Source organism: Ochrobactrum sp. RH2CCR150, from assembly GCA_014138095.1.
In the GTDB taxonomy this organism is placed as follows: domain Bacteria; phylum Pseudomonadota; class Alphaproteobacteria; order Rhizobiales; family Rhizobiaceae; genus Brucella; species Brucella gambitense.
In genome coordinates this window covers 730163-755123 of sequence record JACGXE010000002.1, presented here as the reverse complement: position 1 = coordinate 755123, position 24961 = coordinate 730163, and the positions used below count along the sequence as shown (strand labels likewise).

The window sequence follows — 24961 nt, the reverse complement described above, 5'->3', positions numbered from 1 at the left end:
GAGATTGTGCAGAATATTCACCCGCAACCTATCTCTTCACACCTACGGATCGTAACAACCACCAGTGAGACGCCCGGCCGGACGATGTCAAAGGTCTAGATGTTAAGAACACGCTCCAATTTACTCGCAAGCAAGTAATTGCAGCTTCGAATGGCTTTCCAGATTCACCTTTCGAGAATCCAGTCTGCTCGCGTGTGCTCGCTATTAAAACGCATATGCAGCAAAAAAGTTCGCATTTGCAAGCGTTTTTTTGCCTCCAATCAGTCTTACGGATGTAAGTTAGCACGTTCAAAGCACTTCGGCTATCATTACATATGATCGAGAAATCGAAACTTCAAGCTCAAGTTCTTGTACGCCCCGTCCTCGTCGCCATGATGTTATCAATCCGCTCGGTGAGACCGTCGATACGATGCGCCACACTTTCGATGGCTCGCATGATCTGGGAGGTCTGCTCCTGCATGCCTGCTTTGGTGGCGAACGTCTCTGCCGCGCGCAGCTTGTAGTCGGAAAGCTCCTGCCGGGTCAGGCTGGCAAGAGCGGTCGCAGCTTCGGCTTTCGCCGCGTTGCGCGTCTCAGCTTTCGCGATCTGGCTTTCAACGTATTTCCAAAGCCCGAACAGAAAGCCCATCAGCATCACGATAAAGCCGACCACGGCCATGATTTCAGCGCCGGTCATCCAATAATCCCCCTTGCTGCCACACCCAGCCACAGGCAGGCCAGCCATACCTTTGCGCCCTCACGGTCGCACCCCGCACAGCTTTTCCAGTTTCGTGTTCTCCGCGAGGATCTGGCGCTTTGTGCCGTCGGTCAGGCTGTCCTCGACACTCGGGCGAACAGGCCGCGCGACGTCGCAGTAGCTACCGGCTGTCACGCATCCACCGAGACAGAGCAGCGTCAACATCGCCGCCGCCAAGCTTGCTGGTTTCATCTTCGATCTTCCTTGCTTTGTTGGCGGCCTTCAGCCGGTCGACGGTTGCGCTTGTGGCGTTGTCCGCCCTGCCTTTGAGGTAAGCACCCACCAGAATCGCAAGGGCCGCAGCGATTGCCACGGCCCAGCCAGTGATCTGGCTTTTTGTCGTCGCCCACAGGGCGGCTATCCACGTCATGTCGGAACCCCCGTTAAAATCAGCGCTTGCCGCGGCCCTGAGATAGGCAGCAAGTAGCCGTCCCGCGTTTCGGTCATGGCGCTGTTGGTAAGCCGCGCACGGTGCCATTCCTGCGCTTCGTTGCCGATCTGTACGACGGCCGTTTCGGCTTCCGTGTCATATTCGATCGCTACTCTGACGATCACGCCACCACCCTCTTCAGTTCGATCCTGCCGCTCTTCCAGAGCCAGAACCCCGCGCCTGCAGCGACCAGTAGAAGCGCGACCGTCGCGAATGCCCATGGGTTGGCGACCGCACCGATAAGGCTGGTCGCCATGGTGCCCGCCCCACCGGTCAGCATTAGCTTTACGGCTGGGCTTTCGAGAAGCGGCACATCATCAGGCTTGGCGTCTTCGGCAATGGCAGGCTTCATTTCACGCGCCGCCACAAGGCTGTCGAGGAAGTTGCGGTAGTAACCCGCAATCAGGCTGGCCTTGTCAGTGCCGTTGACGATTGCGCGGGCACCTTCTGGGTTAGCGTTACCGGCACCGAAGTAGTCAGCCAGTCGCTTGCCCGTGAACTTGCCGTTGATCATCCCGTCGAAGAGGATGCGCACTGCGGTGCTGTCCTCCAGCGCGGCGTCGGGGTTATCGCCAAGGCCATACTTCTTGTAATTGTCCTTGCCGGTGATCTGCACCAACCCGCGACCGCGGTATAGCCATCCGTCATTCGCACCGGTATTGCCCATGCGCCCGCCGTAGACCTTGTTAGCCAAGGCCTGTGGATTACGCACATAAGGCTGGGCGGCCTGCACAGTGGAGAACCGCGACGGCCAGACCTGCCTGATGCGAGCCGCACTGGTGTAGGTGAGGTTTTCCTCGATAGGCTGCATCTTGCCGCCGGTCTCGTGGAATGCTGTCGCGAGCACGTAGGCCGCTTGCTCATCCGGCAAGCCTCGGCGCTCTGCTTCGGCCAGAATTGCCGACGTGCCGTCGACCTGCGACTGGCTCAAGCGCCCGCCAAAAGGCGCGCGCCTCGCATACGCGAAGAACGTTGTTTTGTTCATGGGGTTTCCTGAAATTTAACAATAAGAGGTTCTTGAAACCGCCGGATCGATCACTAAATCGATGTCGTCATTCCAACTTTTTCGTTCGATCAAATGGAGGTTTCGATGAGCGACCGTTTGTTTGACAGTCCAATTTTTGTGAAGGACGGCAAATTTCTGATCAGAGAGATCGCAGGCCCTATTGACGCAATCGATTTTCTTTATGAATGGCCACAGGATGATCGCGACATCATCTATGAAGTGGCATGGAGCGCCTGTTGTGACGCTTACAGCGGGCAAAAACCGCTAATCGTGGCGCAAAACGCCTTTGAAGGCTTCGCTCGAAAGCGCAACATTCTCGAAAAACCTGAAGCGGCTATGCCGTGGATGACCTCGCATGGCAATGGCGGTGGCCGCGTTCCAGTATGAGGGCATGTCAATGCATTGGTATTTTCTAATCGAAGTCCCCATCCTCGCTGCATTGCTTTGTGTCATATCGGTGCTTTCCTGGGACACCAGGTGGCGGCAATAGCCTTAACCCCGGCTAGTCCGGGGTTTTTCTTAAGCAAAGAAAAGCCGCCTCAGTGGGCGGCGGAGGTTCGACTGGAAGTCGTCATTGACTGATCAGATAACGCCCTGCTAGAGCGATTTACTCATTAAAGGGATGACCACTTGTCTGATTTCTCAGAAACTCGAAATTTTGGTCTAGATATCGTACGCGCAGCGGCGATCACAATGGTCTTGATAAGCCATGCTCGACAGGCGCTTGTTTCCCCTGACAGCAACATGGCGCTCACTTTTGGCGGATGGTTCGGTGTAGAACTATTTTTTGCTCTATCCGGGTTTCTTATCGGCTCCATCCTCATAAAAATGTTCAACCAAGGAGTAACCGGATACAGTTTTGGACGCTTCTGGTTCCGCCGTTGGATGCGAACTCTACCCGCTTATTTTTTCATTCTTTTGTTTTTCTGGATAGTTTATGGGCGAGTTCAATTCAGTGACTTCATATTGCTTCAGTGGCCCATAAACCACAATCAAGGTGTTGTTCCGGTATCTTGGTCGCTCGCCGTGGAAGAATGGTTCTATATTCTGTTCCCGCTGGGGGCTTTGGCCGCTTCATGTTTTTTCAAGAAGCGAGGAATGCTGATCGCGATCTTGGCAGCCATACTCATTCCGATAATCGTCCGCATATATCAGCATTACGCAGGCTCAGAACCGATCTCAATCCGTGTTAACCCGTTTCGTTTCGACGGGATGGCTTATGGAGTACTTATCGCCTATCTCATTCAAATCAAACGCGTCCGAGACACGTTTCAACAGTTGTGGCCCTTGCTTGTGATTGTAGCTTGCCTGCTTTTTGCTGCGGACCTCTACCGTTATTCCGGCTCCATGCTTGGCCTTCCTACGCCAGTGCTCCCACGTTGGTATCATGATGTAGCAGGCTACATCGTTACGGGGTTAAGTGCCGCGTCAATTGTGCTCGTCTTCTATTTTCGTCGCCCTTCTCTTGGAATTATTGCGAAAAGCGCAATCACGTACATCAGCAAAGTCAGTTACAGCCTCTACCTCTGGCATATGCTGATGTTCAGTTACTCGATCCGCTTCTTTCCAGAATGTCGGGGGCCTATTCTTTATTTCGTGATGATCATTGCGGCGATCATTCTTTCGTACATCCCGTATATTTTGATAGAAGAGCCATTTATAAAAATCCGCGACAAACTAGCTCCTCCAAATAAACCAACTGTCTGAAATCAAAATGAATTTAGCAACTCAGCTGCCCTTTCCTCTCCGAAAAGACCGGTAGCCATGCTTTTCAGCAACGGCCAAAGCTCATGATCAGAGCGGAAGGTGTTTGCGGTCAGGAAGATTTGCCGGGTGCGGAATGGCTGCGTCGCCATGGCGGTATTGACCTGTTCGGCCTCGACATCAGTCATGCGTTCCCAGAGCGTAACCGCAGGAATGATCGTGACGGGATCGACGGCTGGCGGGGTGTATTCAACCACTTCACCGTTTACCCATTTGCGCATCCCCTGATTATCGATCAGATCAGAGTATTGGTCTGCTGTTATCTCGATAGCATCAGCCGGGAAGTCAACAGGCCAAATGTTCTCAGGATAGAAGCCAGTCGCAAAGCCTTCTTCATTGAAGGTTGCTCGAATAATCATGTCAGAACCCCGCTATTAAATAGTCAACACGTGTTGTAATTGATGCTGCGGCGGCGTTGGTAGAGCTATACCAAGCGTGCACGTATACTTGCGTGTTCGACCAGTTTGTTCGGTAATTGCTATAGATAATCCTGTTTGCTGTCTCAAGCGCGCCGGGCATCACTAAGCAAGCTACTGGAATATTAGTAAATGAAACTGGCATTGTAATATAGAAGCCACCACTGCTCAGCGTTGTAGGCGTGACTGTGCCCATGCAAATCTTAAAGCCGTTGGGAAAAACGAGAGACATTGTACTCCCGGATGAAGATGATACCGTTATCCCTAATGCTGCTACAGCTGCGGTCCCTCCGGTAGCGGCAAGAAGTGTACGAGCAAATGACGTTAGGGTCGTCAGCCCTGCTCCGCTTGCGCCAGTCAGATAGGGCAATTGGTCCGCTGCCGCCGTCCCAGAAAGGTTGAGAAGAGCGATAGCAGCTGCTGTGATATCGGACTGAGTAAAATTGCCCGAGCCATTTGTATTTAGAATTTTGTTCGCCGCCAGCGTCAACGCCGCCAGTTTTGCAAGGCTTCCATTCGGGTCCTGAACCAAGTCCGTCAACTCATACTCACCCGTCGGCCCGCCAACAGGTACCTTGCCTTCCTCGACGCCGAGTTCAGCAAGGTTTGTCAGGACGCCATTGCCGAGCGATTGAATAACCGTTGCAGCCTGTGTTGAAACGCGAGTGCCGTCGCCAAGCTGGCGAGCACGATACGGGCCGTCAACAATATCGAGGCCGGTCCAAGGTTCAGCGAGCGTCAGTTGCGTATCGCTATCGACGCTGGAAATCACAGCCGTCAGGTTCTGGATTTGGAGCGTGTCGCCTTCCCGAAACCGTGTCACCTCGAACAGCGTGCCGGTTCCGGTTACCGTCACTGATCCATTGGCGAGCGAAATCGTTCCCGACATATAGTCGGACAAAGTAGCCATAGATTTTTCTCCTGAGATCAGTTCGGCGTTATGCCGAAGATGTAGTATCGGACACCCTGAATACGGGCGCCGTAGTCAAGGCGAGTCCAACTGCCAGCTTGGCTGAAAGCATCAGACCAGCCGCTGTCTGGCGAACAGTAGAAATCGACATAGGTGTCATTCACTTCGGCCAGCATGGATATGTTCGAAACATCAACCCCGCGCTCGGCTCGATAGATCGGCGTCGTCACACAATTCGGAAACACGGTTGAGTATTTCAGGTAAGGCACGAAACCGGCATTGTTGAAGTTCAGCCGATATGTTCTTGCGCCTTTATCGATCGTCGTCGGAGGCTGCGTTGCACCAAAGCTCGATATCGGAATAAAGCCCTGCGCGATGATCTGGAATTGCGGATACCGGCTGTCAAACAGGATATCGTTCGGACGGCTTGCAGGGTCGCTTGTGCCGGGTTTCTTGATCTGAACATAGTCACGCGATCCATCATTGCCACGGAAGATGACCTGATTGCCGCCCGTCGATGTCGGCTGGTCATCCACGTTGAAAACGACATACCGCAGGTCAACAGCGTCCTTCTCCGAATTGTAGAACGTGACGCTGTTATTGGACACGGTGTAAGACAAACGCCAAGTTCCTGCCGCCGTGGTATCGGTCAGCAGTCCAGGTACGCGCCACGTCTGACCGGAGACACGGAACATCACGTCAACGACCGCCCTTTGCGAGAGGATGACACCAGCAGGTGCTGCAATTGTTCTCGATCCATTTGCAGGGATATTGTTTTCCGTGCCGTTCATGACGCAGAGAGCCGGCGAACGGTTGTTCGAGCTTATGATCGTGCCGAACTCATTCGTCGTATTCACATCATAGCCCGGTCTGGAAAGCACAAAACGGCTGGAACTTGCTTCCAGCGACAGAAGACCCGGAGCAGTCGTATAGGTCCGCATAGCCGATGCGTCGGCAGGCAAATCCCATACACTCGGATAAATGGCGTTCGGGTTTCTGTTGTCAGTGTAGATCAACTGGTTTTTCCAGACGAACCATTCCCCAAGTCCGACAAATCCCTGATCGCCCGTAGAGATTATGCCGTTGTAGACCGTCGGAAAGGTCGTTGACCCGCTCGTCGTTCCAACCAATCGGCCCATAACGGTATAGAATTGCTGCGCCGTCACCACGTTATGATTGGTCGAGCCGACCAAGGCGTAATAGCTAAGGAAAGACCCGCACTCAATTCGGTTGGTGAGCAAATCAACCTGTCTGAACTCCGACATCGGAACATAGCCCATGCTCGGATAGGCGTTCGTTATTCGGTAATACGTTGTGACATTGTAGAAACCTGTCGCCGTTCCCGTCCGTCCAGAAATGACGACGTTACCCCGATCATTCGTGATGTTGAATGTCGCCGGGAGCGCAGCTAGCTCTGCCGAACGATAGAAAAACGGGTTCGTCGGGAAAACATAAGACAGGTTCTGCGTCTCAGAATTGAAGAAGAACCTATCAAATGCCGTGTTTGCCAATGTCAGCGGATCGTCAGTGTCATATTTCAGGCACTTCAGAACCGGGCCGACGCCCGGTTTGTAGCCAATGAATGTCTGGGTCATGTGAATATCCGCAGATCGGCCAAGTTGTCATAACCGCGCATGATCATCTTGCCGTTGTTGGACTGAAGCACGTCGAAATAAAGCGTTCCGAGACGGGCGTTTTGAATGTAGACCTGCCCGTTCTGCACAACGAATGGATAGGTGAAGGTGCCGTTATTGTTCGGATCGGCAATGGCAAACTGGTTGGACACGACGATAAACTGACTTCCCGTCGGGGTGACGTTGATAAACCAGCCCGCCTGTTTCCAAGTGTCGCCTGTGTTGATGCGAGCGTAGGCCGATATTCTGGCCGATGTGCCCCCACCGCTAACCGTCGATGTCATGCGCCAGCCGGAGTTTGCCACCGTTCCATCGACCGACGCGTTCACGTCAGTGATCGCATCTGCGACAGCTGTGTATTGACCCTCGACATTATCCACTCGCGTAGACAGAAGTGTCACCACGCTGGCGTCAGCCTTATCGTCAAGCTCGGCGTTCAGCTGTGTCAGCTGCTGCACGATGGCGCTGTTCGGCCCGGTCGCGACATAGATATCTTCCGACCACGATGCCTTTGCCTTGCCGTAGGTGCTGGCAATCTCGCGGCGAAGCGATCGACTATCTGCATAACCGGCCAGCATTCCGTCAGCGGTTTTGGTGGCGTTTTCCTGCGCTTGCCGAATAATCTCGCGCCGGTCATCCGTCATCCAGTTGATGAGGCCCTTCACGTCACCGTCGAGGCGCTCATAATCGACTGGGCTATCATCGCCTGCCGCCTTGAGGGTTGTGAACGGCGTTTCCGTTGACCAAGCCACCGACCGGCCATTGTCCACGCGCAAGCGGGTCCGGACAAACCAGTCAGTCAGCGAGGTCAGGCCTTCAACTATTGGAACGTTGATTACGTCCCAAGTCACGAACTTGGTAAACACCTGCGACGGGTCGTTCGCTGGCCAATATTCGATATCGACGCCGACGACCGAGATATCATCAATCGGATCCCAGATTAGCCGCACACCGGGCAGTTCGCCTTGTCCATCTGCAACAACAACAATTGGAATGGCGAAGAAGTTTTGCACTTCGGCCAGATATTGCGGTGGTGGAATAACGATGATGTTTGGCGGGTTGGTTTCGTAGGCTGTCGGATCAAACACACCATTGCTGATCTGCTGCAAAGACAGCGAGATATCGCGAGCGCCATCGGTATTGATCCCGCCAAGCTGGCGCGTCAGAACCTGAAATGTGCGGTCGCCATACTTCTTACTGTTCCAGCGAACCCACCGGCCTTCCTTGATCGTATCAAGGAACTTCGGATGGACGACGATTTCCGCTGATGCCTGATAGCGCGCCCCGCGGATTGCGATGTCTGCCAGCCTGTCTACCTGCCGCACGTCAGTGACGGCTGCATAGGGAATGGCGCTGGCAAGCGTTTCGCGATCTTCAGCCAGTGCACCGGCATCGATACGGGTTGCGGCGTCCTTCGTTTCATAGAAGTCATCTGGCGATACATACGAGGCGGCGACCGTGTTGATTAGCTCGGTGCGCTTGCGTTTCGCGCTGAAGCGAAGCGGTGCGCCACGCTTGATGTCTGCGTCGGTGATGGTTGCAACGATGGCCTGCGGAGCGCCCGCAATCGGGAATTCGCCGTCAACACGCTCCACCCACGAGCCGCACATGGCTTCGAGTATCGGCGTCAGATTGGCGTCGTGGTTGGCGCCGGGACCGTCCTTGGCAATCGCGTGGGCGCGATAGCGTTTCGAACCGTCCGACATGCCTTCGTCGCAGATATTCGCCGCCTGGGTGTATTCAGCCAATGGCAGGCGACTTGCACGAACAGCCTTGCCGACCATGCGCTGAGTGCCGTTGAAGAAACCGCGCTCCAGGTTGTATATCTGCACAACGGGATTGTCGGAATACTCCCAAGTGCTCTGATCGTCCCAGCGATGAGCGCCCGCACCGCCCATAGTGGTGTCTTTGCGCCAGTCATAGAGCGGCGCGCCGACGACTTCGAATAACAGCTTTGCGGGCGAGGTCAGGCCATCGCCATTCTTGCGAAGCTCCGAAAACACGATGGCATAGGCAACGCCTGCGCCACGATGGTTCACAGTCCAGCGTCCAGCAGGGCGGGCATTATTGATCAGTGTCGGCTCGGCCGGCTGATCCATCGTGCCGTAGAAGAACTTGACGCGGACATTATCGTGATCGTCGCCACTCGTACCCTCATTCGGCACAAACCAATAGCCGTCGGCATCTTGCGCGATAAGCGTGCGCCACTCACCGTTGTAGCGAACACGAGGCACAGACGTGATGCGGAAGCTCGACAGCACGAACACATCTTGAATGAGCCTGCCGCCGCTACCGTAGCTGTTGCGATAAATATGATGGCCTTCGGTCGCGCACGTGCCGAGAATAACCGAACGCGGGATATTCGCCCCATATTGGGTTTCCAGCTCAGAAGCTCGGCTCTGCGTCTTGGGAGGGAATAACGCGTTGACGGCATATTTAAGCGCAATGCCGAAGGCTGTTTGAGCGATACCGGCAAGGATCGGACTGGCAGCGGCCCATGCGGCCACGCTCGACACGATGCCGCCGATAGCGGTGAAGATAGGCGCTAAAAATGGCATGCGGCGGCCTCATGCAGGCGCAACAAAAAAAGGCCCGCTGCTGACGGACCTTCAAAGGCGCTGATTGTAGTGGTGGTGCTGGCTATTTCAGCTGGCGTTTGAGGCGGAGATACTCACGCTCGCAGTCATTGGGATTTGTGAAGATCAGAAATTTTGCGTCTTCACCACAGCCAACCAAAATCAATAATCTCGATTTAATGATTTCCACGGTTCATTCTCCGACCCTGTAGGCCTGCTCGATTTCGGTCACGGGAAAGAATGAAAGCCCATGCGGCTGTTTGACCGCAAAGCCAGAGCCGCAAATGAACCCGGCGACGTATTCGTCATTGATCACCATCACGCCGACATCACCCCGGCGGGCAAAGAGTCTATTGACGGGCTCAAGCTGGAGGTAGTTCTCGAATACGTCCTTGACGTTCTCGCAGCCATTGGCGCGCATCTTGCGAGCGGCGCCGACTTCGGTTTTGTATTTGCCGCGAAACTCGGCGAGCGGGTTTTCACCGATAACCGCTTCGATCGCATCCGCCGCCGTCATTAGGCAGTCCGAGACGCCCCATTCAGGAGTGATGGATACGTGGGCCGTCGCAATATCTTCCAGCGCCCGATCCCAACCCGAGATCCTAGCCGAATTTGATTTTGAAGAATTCATTCTTGATCCTCGCTGCATACTCGAAAAGCATGTCGCTTAGCGAAACAAGCTGCTGATCCTCATGCGAGGCGTAACGATAGCCTTCGCGGAAATTATCGACTGCACCGGTCTCGATATTGCCTTCCAGCCAAACATTGTCGCCTTCCTCGCGGTGGTCGATAGTATCGACATAGCCGTACCAGGTCGGCTCGGCGTGAAGGAAAGCGCTTGTGTCCGGGTCGAAATAGAAGTCGTAGAACGTGACAGGACGGTTCTTGTAGTCTTCCTGCTCAATCAGCTTCAGCTTGTCTGGCGTAAGCCCGAAATCAGCAGCGGCAGGCAGGCGCATCGTCACTGGCTGGGCTGCGGTGCCGAGCGCATACATCGGTTCGTCGATGTCGATGATGGTGTTGCCGTTGTACGTGAGTCCAGCATAGCTCACGCTTCCCTTTCCGGAGAAAAAGCCATAAGTGCCGGTGCCAAATTCGACTTTGACGGCTGAGGCAATCTTGCCCCTGCCCTCGTCGAGCAATTGCTGTAGACGTGCTGGGAAGGCCATTAGTTACCGCCAAATCATCGAAAGGGTGGATTGAACCGCGCCCAGCTGATATCTGGCCGGCATGATTAGAAGTGTTTGCATGTTGATTGTCGGTTTTGGTGCCTTGATCCAAGGTGTTCTTCGCCTTGGAAATCCAGCCCAAGCAGTAGAAAAAACGGGCTGGTTATATCAGCAGTTCGGAGACCAAGGCGTAGCTTTCGGCATGATCACCCTTGGCGCCGTCGCATTGGTCATAGGCGCCATTATGTTCAACAACACCTGGGTTCGTGCTATTCGCGCTCGGCGCCAACGGTAGGCAAGCCTACTTCGGCACCTCAATCAACTGAAACGACGCATCGGGAAACTTGCCGTCGCCAATTTCCCACGTCTTCGGCATTAGCCGCATGTTCATCACCGGGCTCTTGAAGCGAACTGCCGCGCCCGCTGTGATGTAGGACGGCAAAAACGGCTCGATCTTCACCTGCACGCTCGTGCTGGCTGCTGTGGCATCAGCAACGATGCGGGCGATGAAGTTGTAATCGCCGACCGTAAACCCGACCAAATCGCCTTCCTTCAGTTTCAATCCGACCACCGCGCCATTTAAGGTGAGCGAGTTGCCGTTGATCGCAGCCAGCGTAGCGGTGCCGGTGATTGCCGGATTATTAGCGTCACCCCAATAAGCTTGCGGAATGCAAACGTGTTTTGGGGTGTAGTGCACCGTAACCTGACCGCCGCGGCAGCGATCGATGAACGCCTCGAGCAAATTGCGCTTGGCATTCGTCAACGCTGTAATCTTGGCCGTCCAAGTCCAGAAAGGATCGCCGTTCTCAATCGCTGAAATCGCCCGGTCCCCGTACTGAGACATGGAAACCGGGCGATTCAGGACCGGGAAAGTCGGCTGATATCGAAGGCCAGTCGGAAGAAGTTCAGCCATTACCTTGCCAGCCCCCTTGAATTGACTTGCCGTAGATCGCGTGCAGTTCGCATGGCGCCTGTTTTGTCAAAAGCAGTGAGCCCCTGTTTCACGTTCCGCTGCGAGATGCGTTCGACCTCGGCCTGCCAGTTGCCGTCGCGATCCACAAAGACACGAACGTCGGCAATGCCGGATTGCGCTTGCTGCGTCGCAACAGATGACCGCAGGATCGGCATGGATGGGGCGCGCAAAGGTGAGCCGCCATCCTTAAGCCCAATAACGCTGCCGCTGTTAATGGCCTCCAGCAAGGCACGATTGCGCTTTGTAGCCGCCGCATTGACGACGAATTCCTCGTCGCTCAGCATCGCCGGAATTTTATCGCCACGCGGCCCGCCAGGACCACGAACGATACCGCCGCCAGCACGCTTTACCGGGCCGCCGTTCTTACGGAATACGCCACCCAATGCGCCAAACAGATTGAATCCGCCTTTATCGGTATCGAAAATGTTCGCAAGGCCGATCTCGATAAACTTGTCTGCGATGCGTCCGAGGGAGTTGGCAAATATTTCCGCTGCGTCAGCGCCGTTCAAAAGATCGCTGGCAATCCCTCCAACCCATTCTTTCTGAAAGGCCGCCATGTCTTCGGCGTTTTCCCGAATGCGGTTCTGCGCCTCGGCAAGCTTATTAGCCTCCGCACTCGCAAGTGCCCACTGATCGGCGGTCTGGGCAATCTGCGCTCGCAGCTCAGGAGTGAGCGCAACGCCCGCCTTCTGGGCAGCGTTCAGCAGTTCCTGCTCTGTGCGCGCCTTTTCCATGGCAAAGCCATAGTCATTAATCAACGGGTTGATCTGACGCTGCGCTTCAGTCTCCGCGACAAGAGCCGATGTGCGGTCGGTGACGCGCTGCATGTTATCGTCAAACCGCTCGGCGGGTGTCTTCTTCGTGCGGCCCTTCTTCTTGTCGTCTGGTGTAGTCGCGATACCGCCGCCGTAGCCTGATGGAGTTGAGGCGAGGATCTTTTCGGCACGCTTCTGCTGAACTTCGAGCTTATCGACCGCGCCGGCTAATGCGATAGCATTGTTGCCAGCGCTTTCAGCGGCATATTCAAACGGCTCGAATTTCAAACCCGTCATTCTATAGAATGTTTTGGCTCTTTCGTCGGCGGCGTCGGCGTCTGCGCTTGCCTGCGTGTACGCCGCCTTGGCTGCTTCAAGCTGCAGACTAATCTGCTTCGTCAGTTCAGTCTGATACTGACGAGAAGCTGAAGCAGCATTTTCCAGCGCAACCTTGTTTTCGTCGACAGCATCGCTGAATGATTTCGCAGCACGGTCGCCAGACGACATATTGTTGTAGAGCAAATAGACGGCACCTGCCGCAGCCCCGGCCAAGAGGCCTATTGGTCCAAGCGATGCACTGAAGGCGGCAACTACACTCGTACCTGTGCGGAGTGCGGTCAGGAACGAGCCCAATGCAACAACGGCCTGGCCAAGTCCGACGACTACGCCAGCGATTGCCCGCCCCGTGAACGTGGTAATCAGCACGGTCGCAAAGGCTGCAACAACGTCGGCTATTTCTTTGAAGTTATCAGCAACATACTGCAGCGCCTGAACCATCTGCCTACTCGCGCCAGCTGACTTATCGGCATTGCCGATATAAGCGGTAAACTCGTTATTAATCTGCGTGAAGGCGTCGGCAATAGTCGCGTTGGTGGCCTTGAACTGAGCCTCAATGCCCTTTTGTGCATTCAGGATAGCCTTGAACACGCGATCGGACGTCAGTTTCCCATCGGCGCCAAGCTGCTTCAAGCCTGCGATCGTGGTCTTAAACTCGTCAGCAATTGCCTTCGCAATGACCGGAGCGTTTTCACGCAACGACCGGAGTTCATCGCCCTGCAACACGCCAGAACCCAAAGCTTGCCCGAGCTGGAGAATGCCAGCAGCTTGTTCCTGTGCGGACGCACCGCCAGCCTTAAAGGCTTTCGAGACAAGCGACGTTGCCAAAGCAATCTCGTCTTCCGACTTGGCTACGGCGGAGGCCGATCTGATCAGCCGAGCATATAGGTCAGTATAGGCTTCGAGACTTGTCCGAGCTTCGTTCGCACCGCCCTTCAACTCATTCAGCGAACGTGCGCCAACACCAGCTGCCGTCGCTGACGAACGAATGAGGTTTCCAGCCTGCGTCCAAGCATCCGCATATTGCATCAACTCGCGCGTGCCCAATGCGGCAGTAATGCCGGTTAGGGGAGCAGCGAGGTCTTGCATCGTGCCCTTGCCGATGTTTCCAAGCGCCGCATTTATGCGCTGCACGCTTGCGTTTGCTGACTTCTCCATCTGGCCCATCTGGCGCGTGAATTGCCCACGCTGCCGATTGATCGCGTTCTCCAACCGCTTGAAATCGGCTGAAAATTGAACGACAAGGGATTCAAGGTTAGTGGCCATGATGGGGCACCTATGAAAATAGAACAGAGATTTAATGGGTTGGGCTGGTTAGGAATCGCGTTCCTGTTTGCCGGCCCCTTGGTGTCCGCGTATGGCTACTGGGATCTGCTCGCGAGGGTCGCGAAGAACGTGCAATTTGGCGGCTATTACAGTCAAAGTATGGTCATGTCGTATGCGCTGCTAATCATTGGCGGTTTCGCATCACTGGCTTCGCTGCCGCTGATTACTATCGGTCGTGATTTCGAAGGCTTTGCCACGGGGGCGGACGGCGCTAGATCAGGATCTCGCGTGAAGGAACCGACGTTATAGCGAAAGAATTTGCGATGCACCCGGACTTAGCAACTCTTTGCTCCGATGTAGATAAGATCGTTGCAATATTGCGTACCCATAATGTTCACGGATGGGCAAGTGTGCTCGAAAAAGGCGCTTCAGAAATTAGACTTTCTGACTTTCACGGCGTGATACGGATCCTGCACTGCTATGGCGGCATGGGAACGCTCAATGACATCATCATATATGAGCAAGATGGCAGATTGTTCGATGCTCTAAGAACCCGAATCTATCAAAAAGCTGACGCGATCCGAGCGGAAGAAAACACCATTGCGCGTGCGGGTTTTAACCCATTAACTTAGAAAATTGACCGAGGAGGGGACACACATGAAAGCCATCGTCACTATTTGCACCATCATGCTGGCTATAAGCAGTTGCGCCAGCAATAAGGCATCTGACCCGGCAAACAAAGAACTGAGATGCCAGCAACTGCTTAGCCGGACCAACATCCCAAGATTGCTGGAAGCGGAGCGCGCACAGGCGCAGGCCGAGGCAACGCAGTTGGGTTGCTATTAGCACCCCGCCCTACCCTCGCTCACCCACTCCCAAAGCTCGTCTTTTTCCTTCTGGCTCAGACCGCCATCGTCTGTCGAGTTGGCTTTGACGTAACCGTCAACGGCAGCCATAAACTGCCACATGGACATTCGTCTTACTTCTTGCGGCGTGAAGCCGAGCGCCGCACCGTTGCCGTAGACCGCGGCAAATCTGACTTTTCCGTTTGGGAGACTGTCAAGTTGCTCTCCGTCTGATTTGCCGCCGTTTGCTCCCCCACCGGCTCCTCTGGCACGCCTTGAATCCCCGCCTGCAGAATGATGGTCGCGAAGACGATATTCTCGGCAGGAGGGCGCTTTTCGATGTAGGTTCGCACAAGCTTCGTGGCGTCGGTCGGCTCCAATCCTCCGCCAATCAGCCCCTGCCGGATAACGTGGGCTATATCGCCAACCCGGCACTGTTTGGTGAAGAGTCGCTCCAAAATGATCCAAGGACCAGCGTCGCAAGCTTCCTGCAACGCTTCCAATTCGCCCCAACCAAGGCGGAAGGTATAAGTACCATCCGCCCAGTCGAGTTCAACTTTCGCGTCTCTACTCATTATGGAGCCGTCGGAGTCGAAGTGCGGACCATCTCGCCGTCGGATTGCATAGAAACGTTGTTTGTCGCGCGCTCGCCGTTGTTGCCGCCAATTTCGAGACTTTCGACGTGCATTCTGCCCGTGTAAGTGTACGTCTTGGCGGGAAACTCGAGATCAAGCTGGACAGGGACGCTATCAATCGATTCCGCGGCATCAAGCCAATCTTCGACTGACTCCGCGGCCAATACACCTTCGCCGTTCACCCCCATAGAAAGCGACACCGCGTCGCGACCAACCCAGTCGACCTTATCGGGGTCTTCACAATCTGGGATCGGAACTTCATTGAGGTTTTTGTTCAGGCTGATAGAACGCTGCGTGAAACCGCAAGGTGCAGCGTAGGTGATTTCACCGCCAACACCCACTGTACCGATCTTGACGCGGACTTTGCCGCCTTTGATCGTAGTTGCTTGAGCCATTGCGGCCTCCATACGAAAAAGGCCACCCAATGGCGGCCATGAATAGTTTTTTTGGGTGATCGGCGTGGAGGCCCTAGGGCTGCTCGATGATCGCCGTGTAGCGGATCGACGCGTGGTTGATTGCGCCGTCCTGGATGTAGTCAGTTCGCCAATATTCGAATGTCACGAGGGCATTAGCTGTCAAAACAGGCTCCCACCCTCGTGTTGCGAGACGCACTGCGTTTGCGACGTCGCGCATCTGCTTTTTGGCTGGCTCAATCGACCAGACATCCAGCTGGAAAATGATATCGTCAGCGAAAATACAGTCGGCATCTATCTGCTGCGCGCTCGACGCACCGATGCTGACGTAAGGAAAGATAGAGGGCGAAACCTGCCCCTGATCATTTGTCGGCGGGTTATCGTAGCTACGCTGACCAATCAGCGAGACAAGCGCGGGAAAGCTTCGCAAGCGTTGAATAATTGCGCCCTGAAGTTCTAAAACCGGGTCCATTAGCGATCCGCCGCAATCTGTTTGGCTGCCTTGGTGATAGCGCGAGACACTCGGGCCCTAGCGCTACGTCGCTTGGCTCGCCAAGAAACGTAGAAAAACGGCTGCGCCTTGGCGCCGGGATTAAAAGTGCCGGGATACATGCCGCCATTCACGTGCGGAGCGCTGCCGAACTCGACCAGATGCGCGTAACGAACTTTGGAATTGCCGGCGTAAATCGTGATTGTCAACTTCCCGTCATTCGACTTTACACTGCCAATGCGCTGGCTGTATTTTGGAGCCTTACCCCACGTCCAGCCGATGCTTTCCATTAGCTCGCCATCATCGACGGGAACCAAGTTTTGCATCATGTTGACGATTTCCTGCGCGCCTTGCTCCATAGCGGCTTTGACAAGTGTTTCAGCAACTTCCGGGAATTTCTTGAGCTTTATCTGCAGGCGATCCAGACCTTTGATCTTTACCGCCATCACGTTTCCTCGCCTTCAATCACCAGCATCTCAATGTACTGCCCACGTTCGTCGGGATTGACGGCGGTTTTGATGCCAAACACGCGGTTCGGCTTGTCCCCAGTCTTCCCCGCTCGCACATCGTATACTCGCCAAGACGCCGTAATCTGCCTTGCCTCGGTGCTACTGCGAATGGTCAGATTGTACGGCTGCATGGACTGCATTCGCGCCGCCATAACGCTCTCGGCATTGCTGCCGTAACGTGGTTCCAGCCTTCCCTGCACGGTGAATTGGTCAACCCATTCGCCGCGCGTACCGCCGAAACCATCATCCACGTCCTGCCGAACCTGAAACGTCAAACGACAGTTCAGGCTGCCGGCACCTGCGCGCTTCGCCATGCTTCGGCCTCGTCTTTCGTGGGAGTTGGAAGGCGCTCGGCCTTGCCAGCGGCAATGGCGCGATTAGCGCAAGGCGTAGTCACTAGCCCGACGTAGCCTGCCGGATAGCGGATCGTCACCGCAGGCTTGGGGATGAAGTCGTAAGTGGCTGTGAAGTGGAGCCAGGGCATTGAACACCTCGCCAAAAACGCAATGAACATTTCTCGCCCTGCGAAGTTAGGAGGCTGATACTGCAAACCTAACGGAGGAACTCTGATGGATTGGAACCGCGTCGAAGGTAACTGGAAACAGTTCAAGGGAAGCGTGAAAGAACAGTGGGGCAAGCTGACTGACGATGATCTCGATCAGATCAACGGTCGCCGTGAGCAATTGGAAGGTAAAATCCAGGAACGCTACGGATTGGAAAAAGACCGCGTAAGATCTGACGTCGATGATTGGTACACCCGTCAGGAATGGCCGCCAGAATAGCGGCCACAGGAGAAGTGCAGCCGTTCTCGCTACACTTCTCTTATTCTTCCACCGGAAGAGTGCGCCACACCCGATAAGGAGCGAGTAGCGCACGAACATGACGCGGCAGAACGGCATTACCTTCGGCTTTCATGTCAGGTTCGCGGTTCTCGTACAGATCAGCCGCGACCAGCAAGATCGCTGCCGTGATGGGCGGGGTTAACTCAATGCCATCCGGCAAGGTAGGCGTCGCGCCGGTAGCCACGATCTCACGGTCGACATATTCGATGACGATTGCCTCTGCCGCAGCCAGATAGACTTCAAGCTCAGCATCTTCGTCATCATGAAACACACGAAGGTGTTTCTTCAGCAGTTCGAGGTCAACCAGTGCCATCGCCACCACCCTCCGGCGGCGTTTCAGGCTCGGGTTCTGGCTCGGGAGCCGGATTTGGATCGACGATTCCCGCCCCGATGTAGCTCGCCACCCGGCGTTTGCGTGTCTTCGTGTCGGCCATCGCCAACCTCCATAAACTTCTCGACGTAACCAAGCGCCAGAAGCTGACCGGCTTGCCAGTTTGGCAGATCGGCGACCATGCCTTCATCCAATCGGCCGTAATTGCCGACCAAGGTTTTCAGCGCTTTGATTTTCATGATTTCCTCGTGAAAAGGGGCGCCGAGGCGCCCCGTCAACGATTAAGGAGTTACCGGCGGATTGACGTCGCCGGTCACGAATGCCTCTGGGCGGTAAACCGCCAGCGCGAGGCGTTCTTCGATACGGATCGTGAACATGTTGTTCTCGAAGTCCTTGTCGTTCTCGCTGGACAGAAGCACTTCGACGCCCATTCGGTCGAAGATCTGCGCGCCGAGATTGAACGCACCGGTCAGGAACTTGCCAGCAGAAATTGCCTGCGTCTGGACGACCGGCAGATTCCACAGCGACGGACCGATCGGCGACTGCGCGTTGCCGACAATGTAGTTGCCGCCAAGGTCCTTGGTCAACTCGATCGTGGTCCAATCGGTTGGATGCAGAACGAAACCGCTCGCCGGATATTCGGCCAGAATGACCTGCAGGATTGCCAGTCGGAGGCGGTCAATCGCCGTCTCGTTTTCTGGCTCAAAAGCCGGGGTGAAGGCCGATGCTTGCGGGAGAATGCCGTGCAGGTTCTGACCGGTGCCGTCACCGTTCAGAAGCTGGCCTTCTTCAACGAACTTGAGCCCGTACGTGCCGCGAGCATTGATATAGCTCGCAAGGCCCGGAGCGTCGTCGAGGATCTGACGGCTTGCCTTGAAGATATGGGCCAGCGTGCGAACAGGCGTGGTTTCCATATCAAAGGTCAGGTCAGACTTCGGCTTCTGCGTGCCTTCTGCGACTGGAGCCGCGCTGTTCGTAAAGCCGGTTTCCTTGACGAATTCGACACTTGCGGCCGAGGTCTGGCCCGGTGCAATAAGATCGCGGATCGTCAGCTGGCGATTAGGCGGGGCAATGATGCCTGGCACGCGCTGCCCTGGGACAAGAGAGGTACCCGCCGAACGGCCGGCGCCAACCGTGGTATTGCCGGACGTAATGTCAGCGCGCTCCATGCCAACTCGGATCGAACCGCGCCATGCGCCGGATACGTCGGTCGACTGGAATTTCTCAGATGCCACGACGATATCGCCGACATCCTGTGGACCATGGGCGACATCATCGCGCTCCCGAGCGGCGCGCTTTTCCAGTTCGCTAATGCGGGTCGTGGTGTCGCCAAGCTCGGACAATGCTTTATCGACTTTGCTGGTCAGCTCGGTGGAAACAGTTCCGTGCTGCTGGAGCTGCGTGGTGAAATCGGTCGCGAGATTGCCGACCTGCTCTTTAATGGAGGCGAGCGAAGCTCCCAGCTCGCCAATGCGTTCTGCTAGTTCAGCCATGAGTGGCTCCTATTTCTTCAAGAGTGGTGTGTTTGCTTCGGCCAAAAGCCGGTTTAAGGCTGCCAAAGCAGCAGCATCCGTCTCGTCATCAGGAGCCCCCTGATCAGACTTGAGGTAGAGCCGAGCGGCCCGCTCTGCCTCCGAATTCGAAAGACCAAGAAGACCCTTCATGCCGTTCTCGAATTCGCGTTTTGTGATTTCTTCGCCGGAGGCAATCTTGTTGGCCAGTGCCTGCGCTGCTTCTGCCTTTGCGGCGTTCGAAGCCTTTACGCGGCGGACATATTCCGGCTCGGTGTTCGCGCCCAGTCGGGCCAAGGTCTCGTCAAGTGTGGCAATACGGTCTGCCATTCCTCTGTCCATGAGCGCTTCTGCATAGAACACCCTCCCCTGACCAAATCCGTCTTCGACTTTAGATTTCGTAATGCCCCGCCCATCGGCAACGCTCTGCAAAAACCGGCCATAGGAGCGATTTACGCTGTCCTGAATGTAGGCCAGTGTGTCCTTTCCGAGCGGTTCGGTTTCGTTGCCTTCCACCTTGTGCTTGCCTGCCGAAATGTAGGTGCGCTTGACGCCAGCCTTTTCCAACGCGGCAGAGATATCGTCGTGCGCCGTATAAACACCGATCGACCCTGCACGCCCGGACGGCGTGACAACGATTTCGTCGGCAGATGACGCAATCCAGTAGGCGGCGCTCGCAGCCAGCGAGTTGACCTGCGCTATGATCGGTTTTTCACCGCCTCGCAATTTGCGAATTTCCGTTGCGAGTTCGTCCGTGCCCGGTACCGAGCCGCCAGGACTATCAATATCAAGAACAACGGCCTTCACATCCTCGTTGGACAGTGCCTTATGCAGCTGGCGCTTGATGCCGGCATAAGATGTGCCGCCGCTCATCGCGGAAAACAGGTCCATTCGGTCGGCCAATACGCCGTAAACCGGGATCACGGCGACCTTGCCGTCAACTTCAGCGATTTCCTTTGCGCGAGCATCAGAAACAGCCGCTGCAAATTCAGGCGTGACGAGCTTGTCGCCCGCCACACGTGCCGCAAGAACATCAGCCAAAACGGCTAGTTTTTCGCGCTGAATCGCCCACGGTTCGGCCTCGAAGGCCGTCAAAATGTGTTCGAATTTCATGAATTTCCCTTATCCAGCGCTTGGCTGTGTATCGTCCAGCGGAGGCCCGCCGTTATGTCCGACCATGGACAGAGGCTGCATGGTGCCATTGACGATCAATTCGTCGCCGCCATCCATCTTTGGCTTGTTCTCGTAAGCTCTGGCCTCGTTCGGCGTGTAGATGCCGTTCTGGACCATCTTCTGCAGGAACTCCGCCCTCGCCTGGCTATCGCCGCGCAGCAGGCCTTCCATATTGAACTTCACGACGGACGTTTTGCGGGTCTTTGCATCAAGCAAGTCGCGGTAGATTGCCGATTCAATGCTTCTGAGCATGGGCGTGAGGCATGTCTTGGTGAACTGCAGGATCAATTGCTCGATCCCGCTCCCCCATGTCGTCGTGCCGTTTGCAGCATGGCCAATCATGACCGGCGGAACGCCAAAAATGCGGCAGATCTGCTCGACGCTGTACTGCCGCGTCTCAAGCATCTGCGCATCTTTCGGGTTGATGGTGATTTGCGACGGGGTTAAACCCGCCTCAAGTACCGCGATCCCTCCAGCCTTGTCGGCACCGGCAAATGCCTGTAACGATTCCGCGATCTGCTTGCGCTGATCGGCTTTCAGAACCTGATCCGACGACAAGACGACCGAAGCCATCATGCCGTTCTTGAACATACGGCCCGACGTCTTCTCGCCGGCCATGGCGTTACCTATCACATTGCGCTGTGCGGCAATTGGCGAAAGCCCACGATCACAACCAGGCATGACCAACCCGCGGACGTGAAGCATATCTTCTTCGCGGATTTTGCGAACGCCGCCCTTCTTGCCGTTTTTGTACTGCTCGGTGACTTCGTAGTAGCGGTTGTTCCGATCATCGCGCTTTACGTCGACGCAAAGCGGATTGAACGGGTTCAACGCTACCAGCCGACCGCCGTTTTTCTTCTTTTCTGCGAAGAAATTGCCATCAAGGCAGAGGCAGAGAGCTGCCATTCCCCAGAAATCAGATGCACTGTCGTCCAGGTTCGGCAGGTCGTGCAGGAGTTCGTACAGCGGATTCTCGCGGTCGACGTCAACGCCATCGCCCTTGTAGACATTACAGGGCAGCGTCTTCACGGCATTTGAAATCAGGTTCACACACGCCCAGACAGCATCAAGCTGCATCGCGTGTTCATAGGTGACCGTCTCGCCGCTTGTGGTCGACATTCCAAAGAATGCGCGCCATGGGCCGGAAAGAAGCCCGAAAGGCTTCCCCACCCAAGTCAAAAGGCCCATGGGCACTCCTACCAGGTTATAGTGATCATGTTGTTGACGAAGTCGTCGATGTCGGCTGTGGCCAAGCCTTCATAGGTACCAGCCATTGCTGTCGCCATCGCGAGCGCCACAGCACCATCAATGCGCCCGCGTGCCTTGCTTTTATCCAGCTTCTTATTGCCCGACGGGTCCATCTTGACGGCCGTGTTTAACATGCAGGACGTCAGCAGCGGATGATCGCCATGTGCAATGCGCTTATTCAGAATGTGGCCAACCAAATCATGCAACGCGGGCGTCATAGACGCATATCCCTGCCCAAACGGCTCAAATACCGCTGCATCGCCCTCTAACTGGTCATCTTCAAACCCGACCTTGGAAAGCCAAGGTTTTAAATGCCGCCAGCGCCATCTATCAAAGGCGATTTTCTTGATGTTGTATTCGTCGAAAAAGCCTTTCAGCTTTACGGCGACATACTCATAATCAATCGTCGGTCCCGGCGTCGTTTCCAGAAAGCCCTGTTTGTGCCAAACGTCATACGGTACTCTATCGGCCTTCGCCCTATCAAAAAGGCCATCACCAGGCAGCCAGAACGTTGGCTTCACATGCCAAACCGTTTCACCGTCCGCGAATTTTGGCGCCATCAGCACCAGGGAAGTCAAATCGGATACTTCCGACAGATCGAGACCGCCAAAAACCGGCGCATCACCAAAATCGTCCACTGGCGCATTACATGCGCGCCATATCGCCGGCGAAACCAGAGGCGCCGAAGCATCGATGCGCTGATTCAGGTGCAGCCACCGAAAGCTGTTTTCAACGTCAGGAGCGCGCGACGCTCTGGCCGCAAAGTCTCTGACGTCACTGACAGCTTTAAATATTCCGAGTGCGGGGTTGGCTGCGGCCCATTCCTTCTCATCGAGAAGGTTGCAGTCCTTCGACGCCGTATAGACATGGCTGACAATGCGCGGGTCTCTTGACTTCTCCGCATCGTCAATCCATCGGCTAAATAGATCGTTATCTGTGGCAGCCTGCGTGGAAATGGCGATTAATAACGCCTTTCCTTCATATGCCCCCTGCGAAGTTTCTATGGCCTCGACAAAGCTATCTGTCGGACCCTTAACCTGCCCGACCTCATCGAGGATAGCCAGAATTGGCGACCCGCCGTGAGCCGTGGCGGCTTCGGCAGAAATAGCCTGATATTCGACATTCTTGGCATATCCAAGAATGGTTTTACTCGACGGAACGCATTTGGCTAGCTTACTGAGGACTGGCGACATCCAGACCATTTTGGATGCATAATTAAAAACCTCAGCGGCCTGCTTTCTGGATCTGGCGCCAGAAATAATGCGGCTATTCTTATAAGCTTCTGGGCCCACGATGTGAGCCAGAAGCAAACAAGCAATAATTGCCGTCTTGCCGTTCTTTCTGGCAATCGACAGGTAAGCGCGCGAGGTTCCTTGAGAGTTGTCGTAAACGTCAAGAATAAAACGCTTCTGAAATTGAAGGAGTTTAACCGGCTTTCCCAGCAGTGTCCCTTCGGGGACAATGCAATATCGCTCGATAAAAGATATTACACTTTCACCGCGCGTCAGCTTCTTTTTTGCCATTCACTTCAATCCGGCGTAGCTAACAAGCCATCACCAAGTGGGTTGTCACTCTCGATCTCTTTTGCCGCGCCTCTACGTTTGGCAACGTCTCTTGCCTCTCCCGCTTGCGCACGCGCGTGAAGAGACAGCGATCGCCTAAATGAGAGGATCGAAGATGCATGCATCTGAACGATACTCTTTCGCGGATTGGCCACCGGAGTTCCCTTTTCCGAGTAGGCTATTCCGCCCTCGTTTCGCAGTAATGCTTGCTCCCGAACCAGATCGGCCATTGTGCGCGCGAGCATTGCTGCGATCTCGAGCTGATGTGATGTCCACTCAGACCGGGCGTATTCGGCAATAACGTTGTTGAAAAAAGGCAGATCAGCCTTGTCTAGCGGCACGTTTTCTGGCGCCTGAATTTCAGCCATTGCCTTCGACATCACGCGCACGGCCTCAGTGGCGCTATCAATACGCGCCTTACGCTTGGCCATAGAATGTCCTCATAGAAAAAACTGTATTAGCGCTATAAGTCGATTCCCCCGACGGTCCGGGAGGAGGGAAGCCCAGACTTCGAAGGCCCCCATGGCCTATCCGAACAATCTCATCTGCCCTGCAATTTTTGCGCCTTTAGCCCCATTGCATTGCCTGCATGCACATTGAGTGTTCGCGCGTGTATGGCTTCCGCCCATCGCCAGCGGAATAATGTGGTCCAACTCCGGAGCCCGGGGATCTGTCGATCCGCGCAGACGTCGCGGCGTCTTCGTTCCGCAAAGCTGGCAGCGCCAACGATCGCGCTTTAATATTTCGATTGGATCGAAGTTGTCGTTGGTCGCACCTCTTGTTCTGGCTCTACGGCGTGCCTTGCTCCGTCGCTTGTTGTTTTTCCATGAGCACTTGTCCGAACAATATTTGGCGTGCGCTCTACCGTATTCAGGGATGAACCTCTTACCGCACTCCGGGCACTCTCGCTCGCTTCGGTCTATGTCAACTCGCACCGATCGTGCTTGAATAGCGCGGCTTCTTGCCCAATTGCCCCGGCACTCTTGGGAACAGAATGATACTGAAATGTTCTGCGTATCGAAACGCTTGCCGCACTCACTGCATATGCTACGCTTTACAGTGAATGATACTTGCAGCGATGATATGGCTTCGGCGTATCGCTGCCTTACAGACAGGTTGGAACCTGCTGCAAACCCGCATTCTCGTGAACAGAAGCGCGCCGCGTTATTCTTATCTTTCCTTCGTCTGAATGAATCGCCGCAATGCTCGCAAACATGCTCTGGTGCGCCGTCATTGGGATGCTTGCCGTTCTCTTTATCGCGAAGCCGATAGGCCTTCGACGAACATGCTTTCCCACAATACCGTTTTGATGATGGCCCATCCAACAGGGCATCGCACTGTTCACAGCGACGCTCGTTATCATTCGCTGGCACTTGCCAATCTAATAAATTCATGATGTCCAAGGTCTCGACTCCTTGCCGACCTCATATG

34 protein-coding genes are annotated in these 24961 nt (G+C 55.1%); 7 read left to right on the top strand and 27 right to left on the bottom strand.

Annotation, left to right across the window (positions count from 1 at the left end; translation table 11 throughout):
- Nucleotides 1-340 precede the first annotated feature (340 nt).
- The 4 genes from FHW03_RS07315 to FHW03_RS07300 all read right to left on the bottom strand — a co-directional run bounded on the left by FHW03_RS07315 (nt 341) and on the right by FHW03_RS07300 (nt 2151).
- On the bottom strand, nt 341-676 hold the full coding sequence (locus FHW03_RS07315; RefSeq protein ID WP_071632845.1) for a hypothetical protein: 336 nt from the start codon (nt 674-676) through the stop codon (nt 341-343).
- A 181-nt stretch (nt 677-857) separates the two neighbouring features.
- The gene (locus tag FHW03_RS07310) at nt 858-1106 is read right to left on the bottom strand and encodes a hypothetical protein (RefSeq protein WP_182520008.1); all 249 of its coding nucleotides are present in this window, start codon (nt 1104-1106) and stop codon (nt 858-860) included.
- Nucleotides 1103-1291 (bottom strand): hypothetical protein, encoded by a 189-nt coding sequence (locus tag FHW03_RS07305; protein ID WP_182520007.1) that lies wholly within the window; start codon nt 1289-1291, stop codon nt 1103-1105. Before FHW03_RS07305 ends, FHW03_RS07310 begins: the two co-directional genes overlap by 4 nt.
- Nucleotides 1288-2151, bottom strand: coding sequence for a chitinase (locus FHW03_RS07300; protein ID WP_182520006.1), 864 nt, complete (start codon nt 2149-2151; stop codon nt 1288-1290). Before FHW03_RS07300 ends, FHW03_RS07305 begins: the two co-directional genes overlap by 4 nt.
- Nucleotides 2152-2256: 105 nt before the next feature.
- Here FHW03_RS07300 and FHW03_RS07295 point away from each other — a divergent pair, with 105 nt between their 5' ends.
- The gene (locus FHW03_RS07295) at nt 2257-2559 is read left to right on the top strand and encodes a DUF982 domain-containing protein (RefSeq protein WP_182520005.1); all 303 of its coding nucleotides are present in this window, start codon (nt 2257-2259) and stop codon (nt 2557-2559) included.
- Between the two features lie 243 nt (nt 2560-2802).
- A complete protein-coding gene (locus FHW03_RS07290; protein WP_182520004.1) occupies nt 2803-3879 on the top strand; it encodes an acyltransferase in 1077 nt (358 codons plus the stop codon).
- A 2-nt stretch (nt 3880-3881) separates the two neighbouring features.
- On the opposite strand, the gene FHW03_RS26040 is transcribed toward FHW03_RS07290, so the two are convergent.
- The 6 genes from FHW03_RS26040 to FHW03_RS07260 all read right to left on the bottom strand — a co-directional run bounded on the left by FHW03_RS26040 (nt 3882) and on the right by FHW03_RS07260 (nt 10641).
- Entirely contained in the window at nt 3882-4295 is a 414-nt protein-coding gene (locus FHW03_RS26040; protein ID WP_377514323.1) for a hypothetical protein, read from the bottom strand.
- Between the two features lies 1 nt (nt 4296).
- Complete coding sequence (locus tag FHW03_RS07280) at nt 4297-5262, bottom strand: hypothetical protein (protein ID WP_182520003.1); 966 nt, start codon at nt 5260-5262, stop codon at nt 4297-4299.
- A 17-nt stretch (nt 5263-5279) separates the two neighbouring features.
- On the bottom strand, nt 5280-6857 hold the full coding sequence (locus tag FHW03_RS07275) for a hypothetical protein (protein ID WP_182520002.1): 1578 nt from the start codon (nt 6855-6857) through the stop codon (nt 5280-5282).
- Nucleotides 6854-9454: a DUF1983 domain-containing protein gene (locus FHW03_RS07270; protein WP_182520001.1), complete on the bottom strand. Its 2601-nt coding sequence runs from the start codon at nt 9452-9454 to the stop codon at nt 6854-6856. Before FHW03_RS07270 ends, FHW03_RS07275 begins: the two co-directional genes overlap by 4 nt.
- 211 nt (nt 9455-9665) lie before the next feature.
- Entirely contained in the window at nt 9666-10103 is a 438-nt protein-coding gene (locus FHW03_RS07265) for a DUF6950 family protein (protein ID WP_182520000.1), read from the bottom strand.
- Nucleotides 10075-10641: a hypothetical protein gene (locus FHW03_RS07260; RefSeq protein ID WP_182519999.1), complete on the bottom strand. Its 567-nt coding sequence runs from the start codon at nt 10639-10641 to the stop codon at nt 10075-10077. Before FHW03_RS07260 ends, FHW03_RS07265 begins: the two co-directional genes overlap by 29 nt.
- A 79-nt stretch (nt 10642-10720) precedes the next feature.
- Between FHW03_RS07260 and FHW03_RS07255 the strand changes: the two genes are divergently transcribed.
- Nucleotides 10721-10936 carry a hypothetical protein gene (locus FHW03_RS07255; RefSeq protein ID WP_182519998.1) on the top strand — a complete coding sequence of 72 codons (216 nt, stop codon included), beginning with the start codon at nt 10721-10723 and terminating at the stop codon, nt 10934-10936.
- Between the two features lie 6 nt (nt 10937-10942).
- Here FHW03_RS07255 and FHW03_RS07250 read toward each other — a convergent pair whose 3' ends face one another.
- The gene (locus FHW03_RS07250; RefSeq protein ID WP_182519997.1) at nt 10943-11554 is read right to left on the bottom strand and encodes a hypothetical protein; all 612 of its coding nucleotides are present in this window, start codon (nt 11552-11554) and stop codon (nt 10943-10945) included.
- Nucleotides 11554-13971, bottom strand: coding sequence for a tape measure protein (locus FHW03_RS07245; RefSeq protein WP_182519996.1), 2418 nt, complete (start codon nt 13969-13971; stop codon nt 11554-11556). The genes FHW03_RS07250 and FHW03_RS07245 overlap by 1 nt, the downstream gene beginning before the upstream one ends.
- 12 nt (nt 13972-13983) lie before the next feature.
- On the opposite strand from FHW03_RS07245, the gene FHW03_RS07240 reads away from it, so the two are divergent.
- The 3 genes from FHW03_RS07240 to FHW03_RS07230 are packed head-to-tail and all read left to right on the top strand — an operon-like array spanning nt 13984 to nt 14817.
- Nucleotides 13984-14280, top strand: coding sequence for a hypothetical protein (locus tag FHW03_RS07240; RefSeq protein WP_182519995.1), 297 nt, complete (start codon nt 13984-13986; stop codon nt 14278-14280).
- 14 nt (nt 14281-14294) lie between these two features.
- Entirely contained in the window at nt 14295-14603 is a 309-nt protein-coding gene (locus FHW03_RS07235) for a DUF6966 domain-containing protein (protein ID WP_182519994.1), read from the top strand.
- A gap of 25 nt (nt 14604-14628) precedes the next feature.
- Nucleotides 14629-14817: a hypothetical protein gene (locus FHW03_RS07230; protein WP_182519993.1), complete on the top strand. Its 189-nt coding sequence runs from the start codon at nt 14629-14631 to the stop codon at nt 14815-14817.
- Here the strand turns inward: FHW03_RS07230 and FHW03_RS26035 are convergent.
- The 7 genes from FHW03_RS26035 to FHW03_RS07200 all read right to left on the bottom strand — a co-directional run bounded on the left by FHW03_RS26035 (nt 14814) and on the right by FHW03_RS07200 (nt 17347).
- Entirely contained in the window at nt 14814-14945 is a 132-nt protein-coding gene (locus tag FHW03_RS26035) for a hypothetical protein (RefSeq protein WP_377514319.1), read from the bottom strand. The two genes, FHW03_RS07230 and FHW03_RS26035, sit on opposite strands and share 4 nt — an antisense overlap.
- Nucleotides 14946-14950: 5 nt before the next feature.
- Nucleotides 14951-15391, bottom strand: coding sequence for a gene transfer agent family protein (locus tag FHW03_RS07225; protein ID WP_182519992.1), 441 nt, complete (start codon nt 15389-15391; stop codon nt 14951-14953).
- Nucleotides 15391-15846, bottom strand: coding sequence for a phage tail tube protein (locus FHW03_RS07220; protein ID WP_182519991.1), 456 nt, complete (start codon nt 15844-15846; stop codon nt 15391-15393). The genes FHW03_RS07225 and FHW03_RS07220 overlap by 1 nt, the downstream gene beginning before the upstream one ends.
- A gap of 73 nt (nt 15847-15919) precedes the next feature.
- A complete protein-coding gene (locus tag FHW03_RS07215; RefSeq protein ID WP_182519990.1) occupies nt 15920-16336 on the bottom strand; it encodes a DUF3168 domain-containing protein in 417 nt (138 codons plus the stop codon).
- Nucleotides 16336-16800, bottom strand: a complete 465-nt coding sequence (locus FHW03_RS07210; RefSeq protein ID WP_182519989.1) for an HK97-gp10 family putative phage morphogenesis protein — start codon at nt 16798-16800, stop codon at nt 16336-16338. Before FHW03_RS07210 ends, FHW03_RS07215 begins: the two co-directional genes overlap by 1 nt.
- Complete coding sequence (locus tag FHW03_RS07205) at nt 16800-17177, bottom strand: phage head closure protein (RefSeq protein ID WP_182519988.1); 378 nt, start codon at nt 17175-17177, stop codon at nt 16800-16802. Before FHW03_RS07205 ends, FHW03_RS07210 begins: the two co-directional genes overlap by 1 nt.
- Nucleotides 17147-17347, bottom strand: a complete 201-nt coding sequence (locus FHW03_RS07200) for a hypothetical protein (RefSeq protein ID WP_078339739.1) — start codon at nt 17345-17347, stop codon at nt 17147-17149. The genes FHW03_RS07205 and FHW03_RS07200 overlap by 31 nt, the downstream gene beginning before the upstream one ends.
- A gap of 85 nt (nt 17348-17432) precedes the next feature.
- Here FHW03_RS07200 and FHW03_RS07195 point away from each other — a divergent pair, with 85 nt between their 5' ends.
- Nucleotides 17433-17645, top strand: a complete 213-nt coding sequence (locus FHW03_RS07195; RefSeq protein WP_105529255.1) for a CsbD family protein — start codon at nt 17433-17435, stop codon at nt 17643-17645.
- A gap of 40 nt (nt 17646-17685) precedes the next feature.
- Here FHW03_RS07195 and FHW03_RS07190 read toward each other — a convergent pair whose 3' ends face one another.
- The 8 genes from FHW03_RS07190 to FHW03_RS07155 all read right to left on the bottom strand — a co-directional run bounded on the left by FHW03_RS07190 (nt 17686) and on the right by FHW03_RS07155 (nt 24924).
- Nucleotides 17686-18018 (bottom strand): head-tail connector protein, encoded by a 333-nt coding sequence (locus FHW03_RS07190; RefSeq protein WP_182519987.1) that lies wholly within the window; start codon nt 18016-18018, stop codon nt 17686-17688.
- A gap of 23 nt (nt 18019-18041) precedes the next feature.
- Nucleotides 18042-18275 (bottom strand): hypothetical protein, encoded by a 234-nt coding sequence (locus FHW03_RS07185; protein WP_182519986.1) that lies wholly within the window; start codon nt 18273-18275, stop codon nt 18042-18044.
- A 42-nt stretch (nt 18276-18317) separates the two neighbouring features.
- Nucleotides 18318-19529 carry a phage major capsid protein gene (locus tag FHW03_RS07180; protein WP_182519985.1) on the bottom strand — a complete coding sequence of 404 codons (1212 nt, stop codon included), beginning with the start codon at nt 19527-19529 and terminating at the stop codon, nt 18318-18320.
- Between the two features lie 9 nt (nt 19530-19538).
- Nucleotides 19539-20660: a S49 family peptidase gene (locus tag FHW03_RS07175; RefSeq protein ID WP_182519984.1), complete on the bottom strand. Its 1122-nt coding sequence runs from the start codon at nt 20658-20660 to the stop codon at nt 19539-19541.
- 9 nt (nt 20661-20669) lie between these two features.
- A complete protein-coding gene (locus FHW03_RS07170; protein WP_182519983.1) occupies nt 20670-21908 on the bottom strand; it encodes a phage portal protein in 1239 nt (412 codons plus the stop codon).
- Nucleotides 21909-21916: 8 nt separating this feature from the next.
- The gene (locus FHW03_RS07165; protein WP_182519982.1) at nt 21917-23491 is read right to left on the bottom strand and encodes a terminase TerL endonuclease subunit; all 1575 of its coding nucleotides are present in this window, start codon (nt 23489-23491) and stop codon (nt 21917-21919) included.
- 5 nt (nt 23492-23496) lie between these two features.
- Nucleotides 23497-23961 carry a terminase small subunit gene (locus tag FHW03_RS07160; RefSeq protein ID WP_182519981.1) on the bottom strand — a complete coding sequence of 155 codons (465 nt, stop codon included), beginning with the start codon at nt 23959-23961 and terminating at the stop codon, nt 23497-23499.
- A 96-nt stretch (nt 23962-24057) separates the two neighbouring features.
- Entirely contained in the window at nt 24058-24924 is an 867-nt protein-coding gene (locus tag FHW03_RS07155; RefSeq protein WP_182520076.1) for an HNH endonuclease, read from the bottom strand.
- Between the last annotated feature and the right edge of the window lie 37 nt (nt 24925-24961).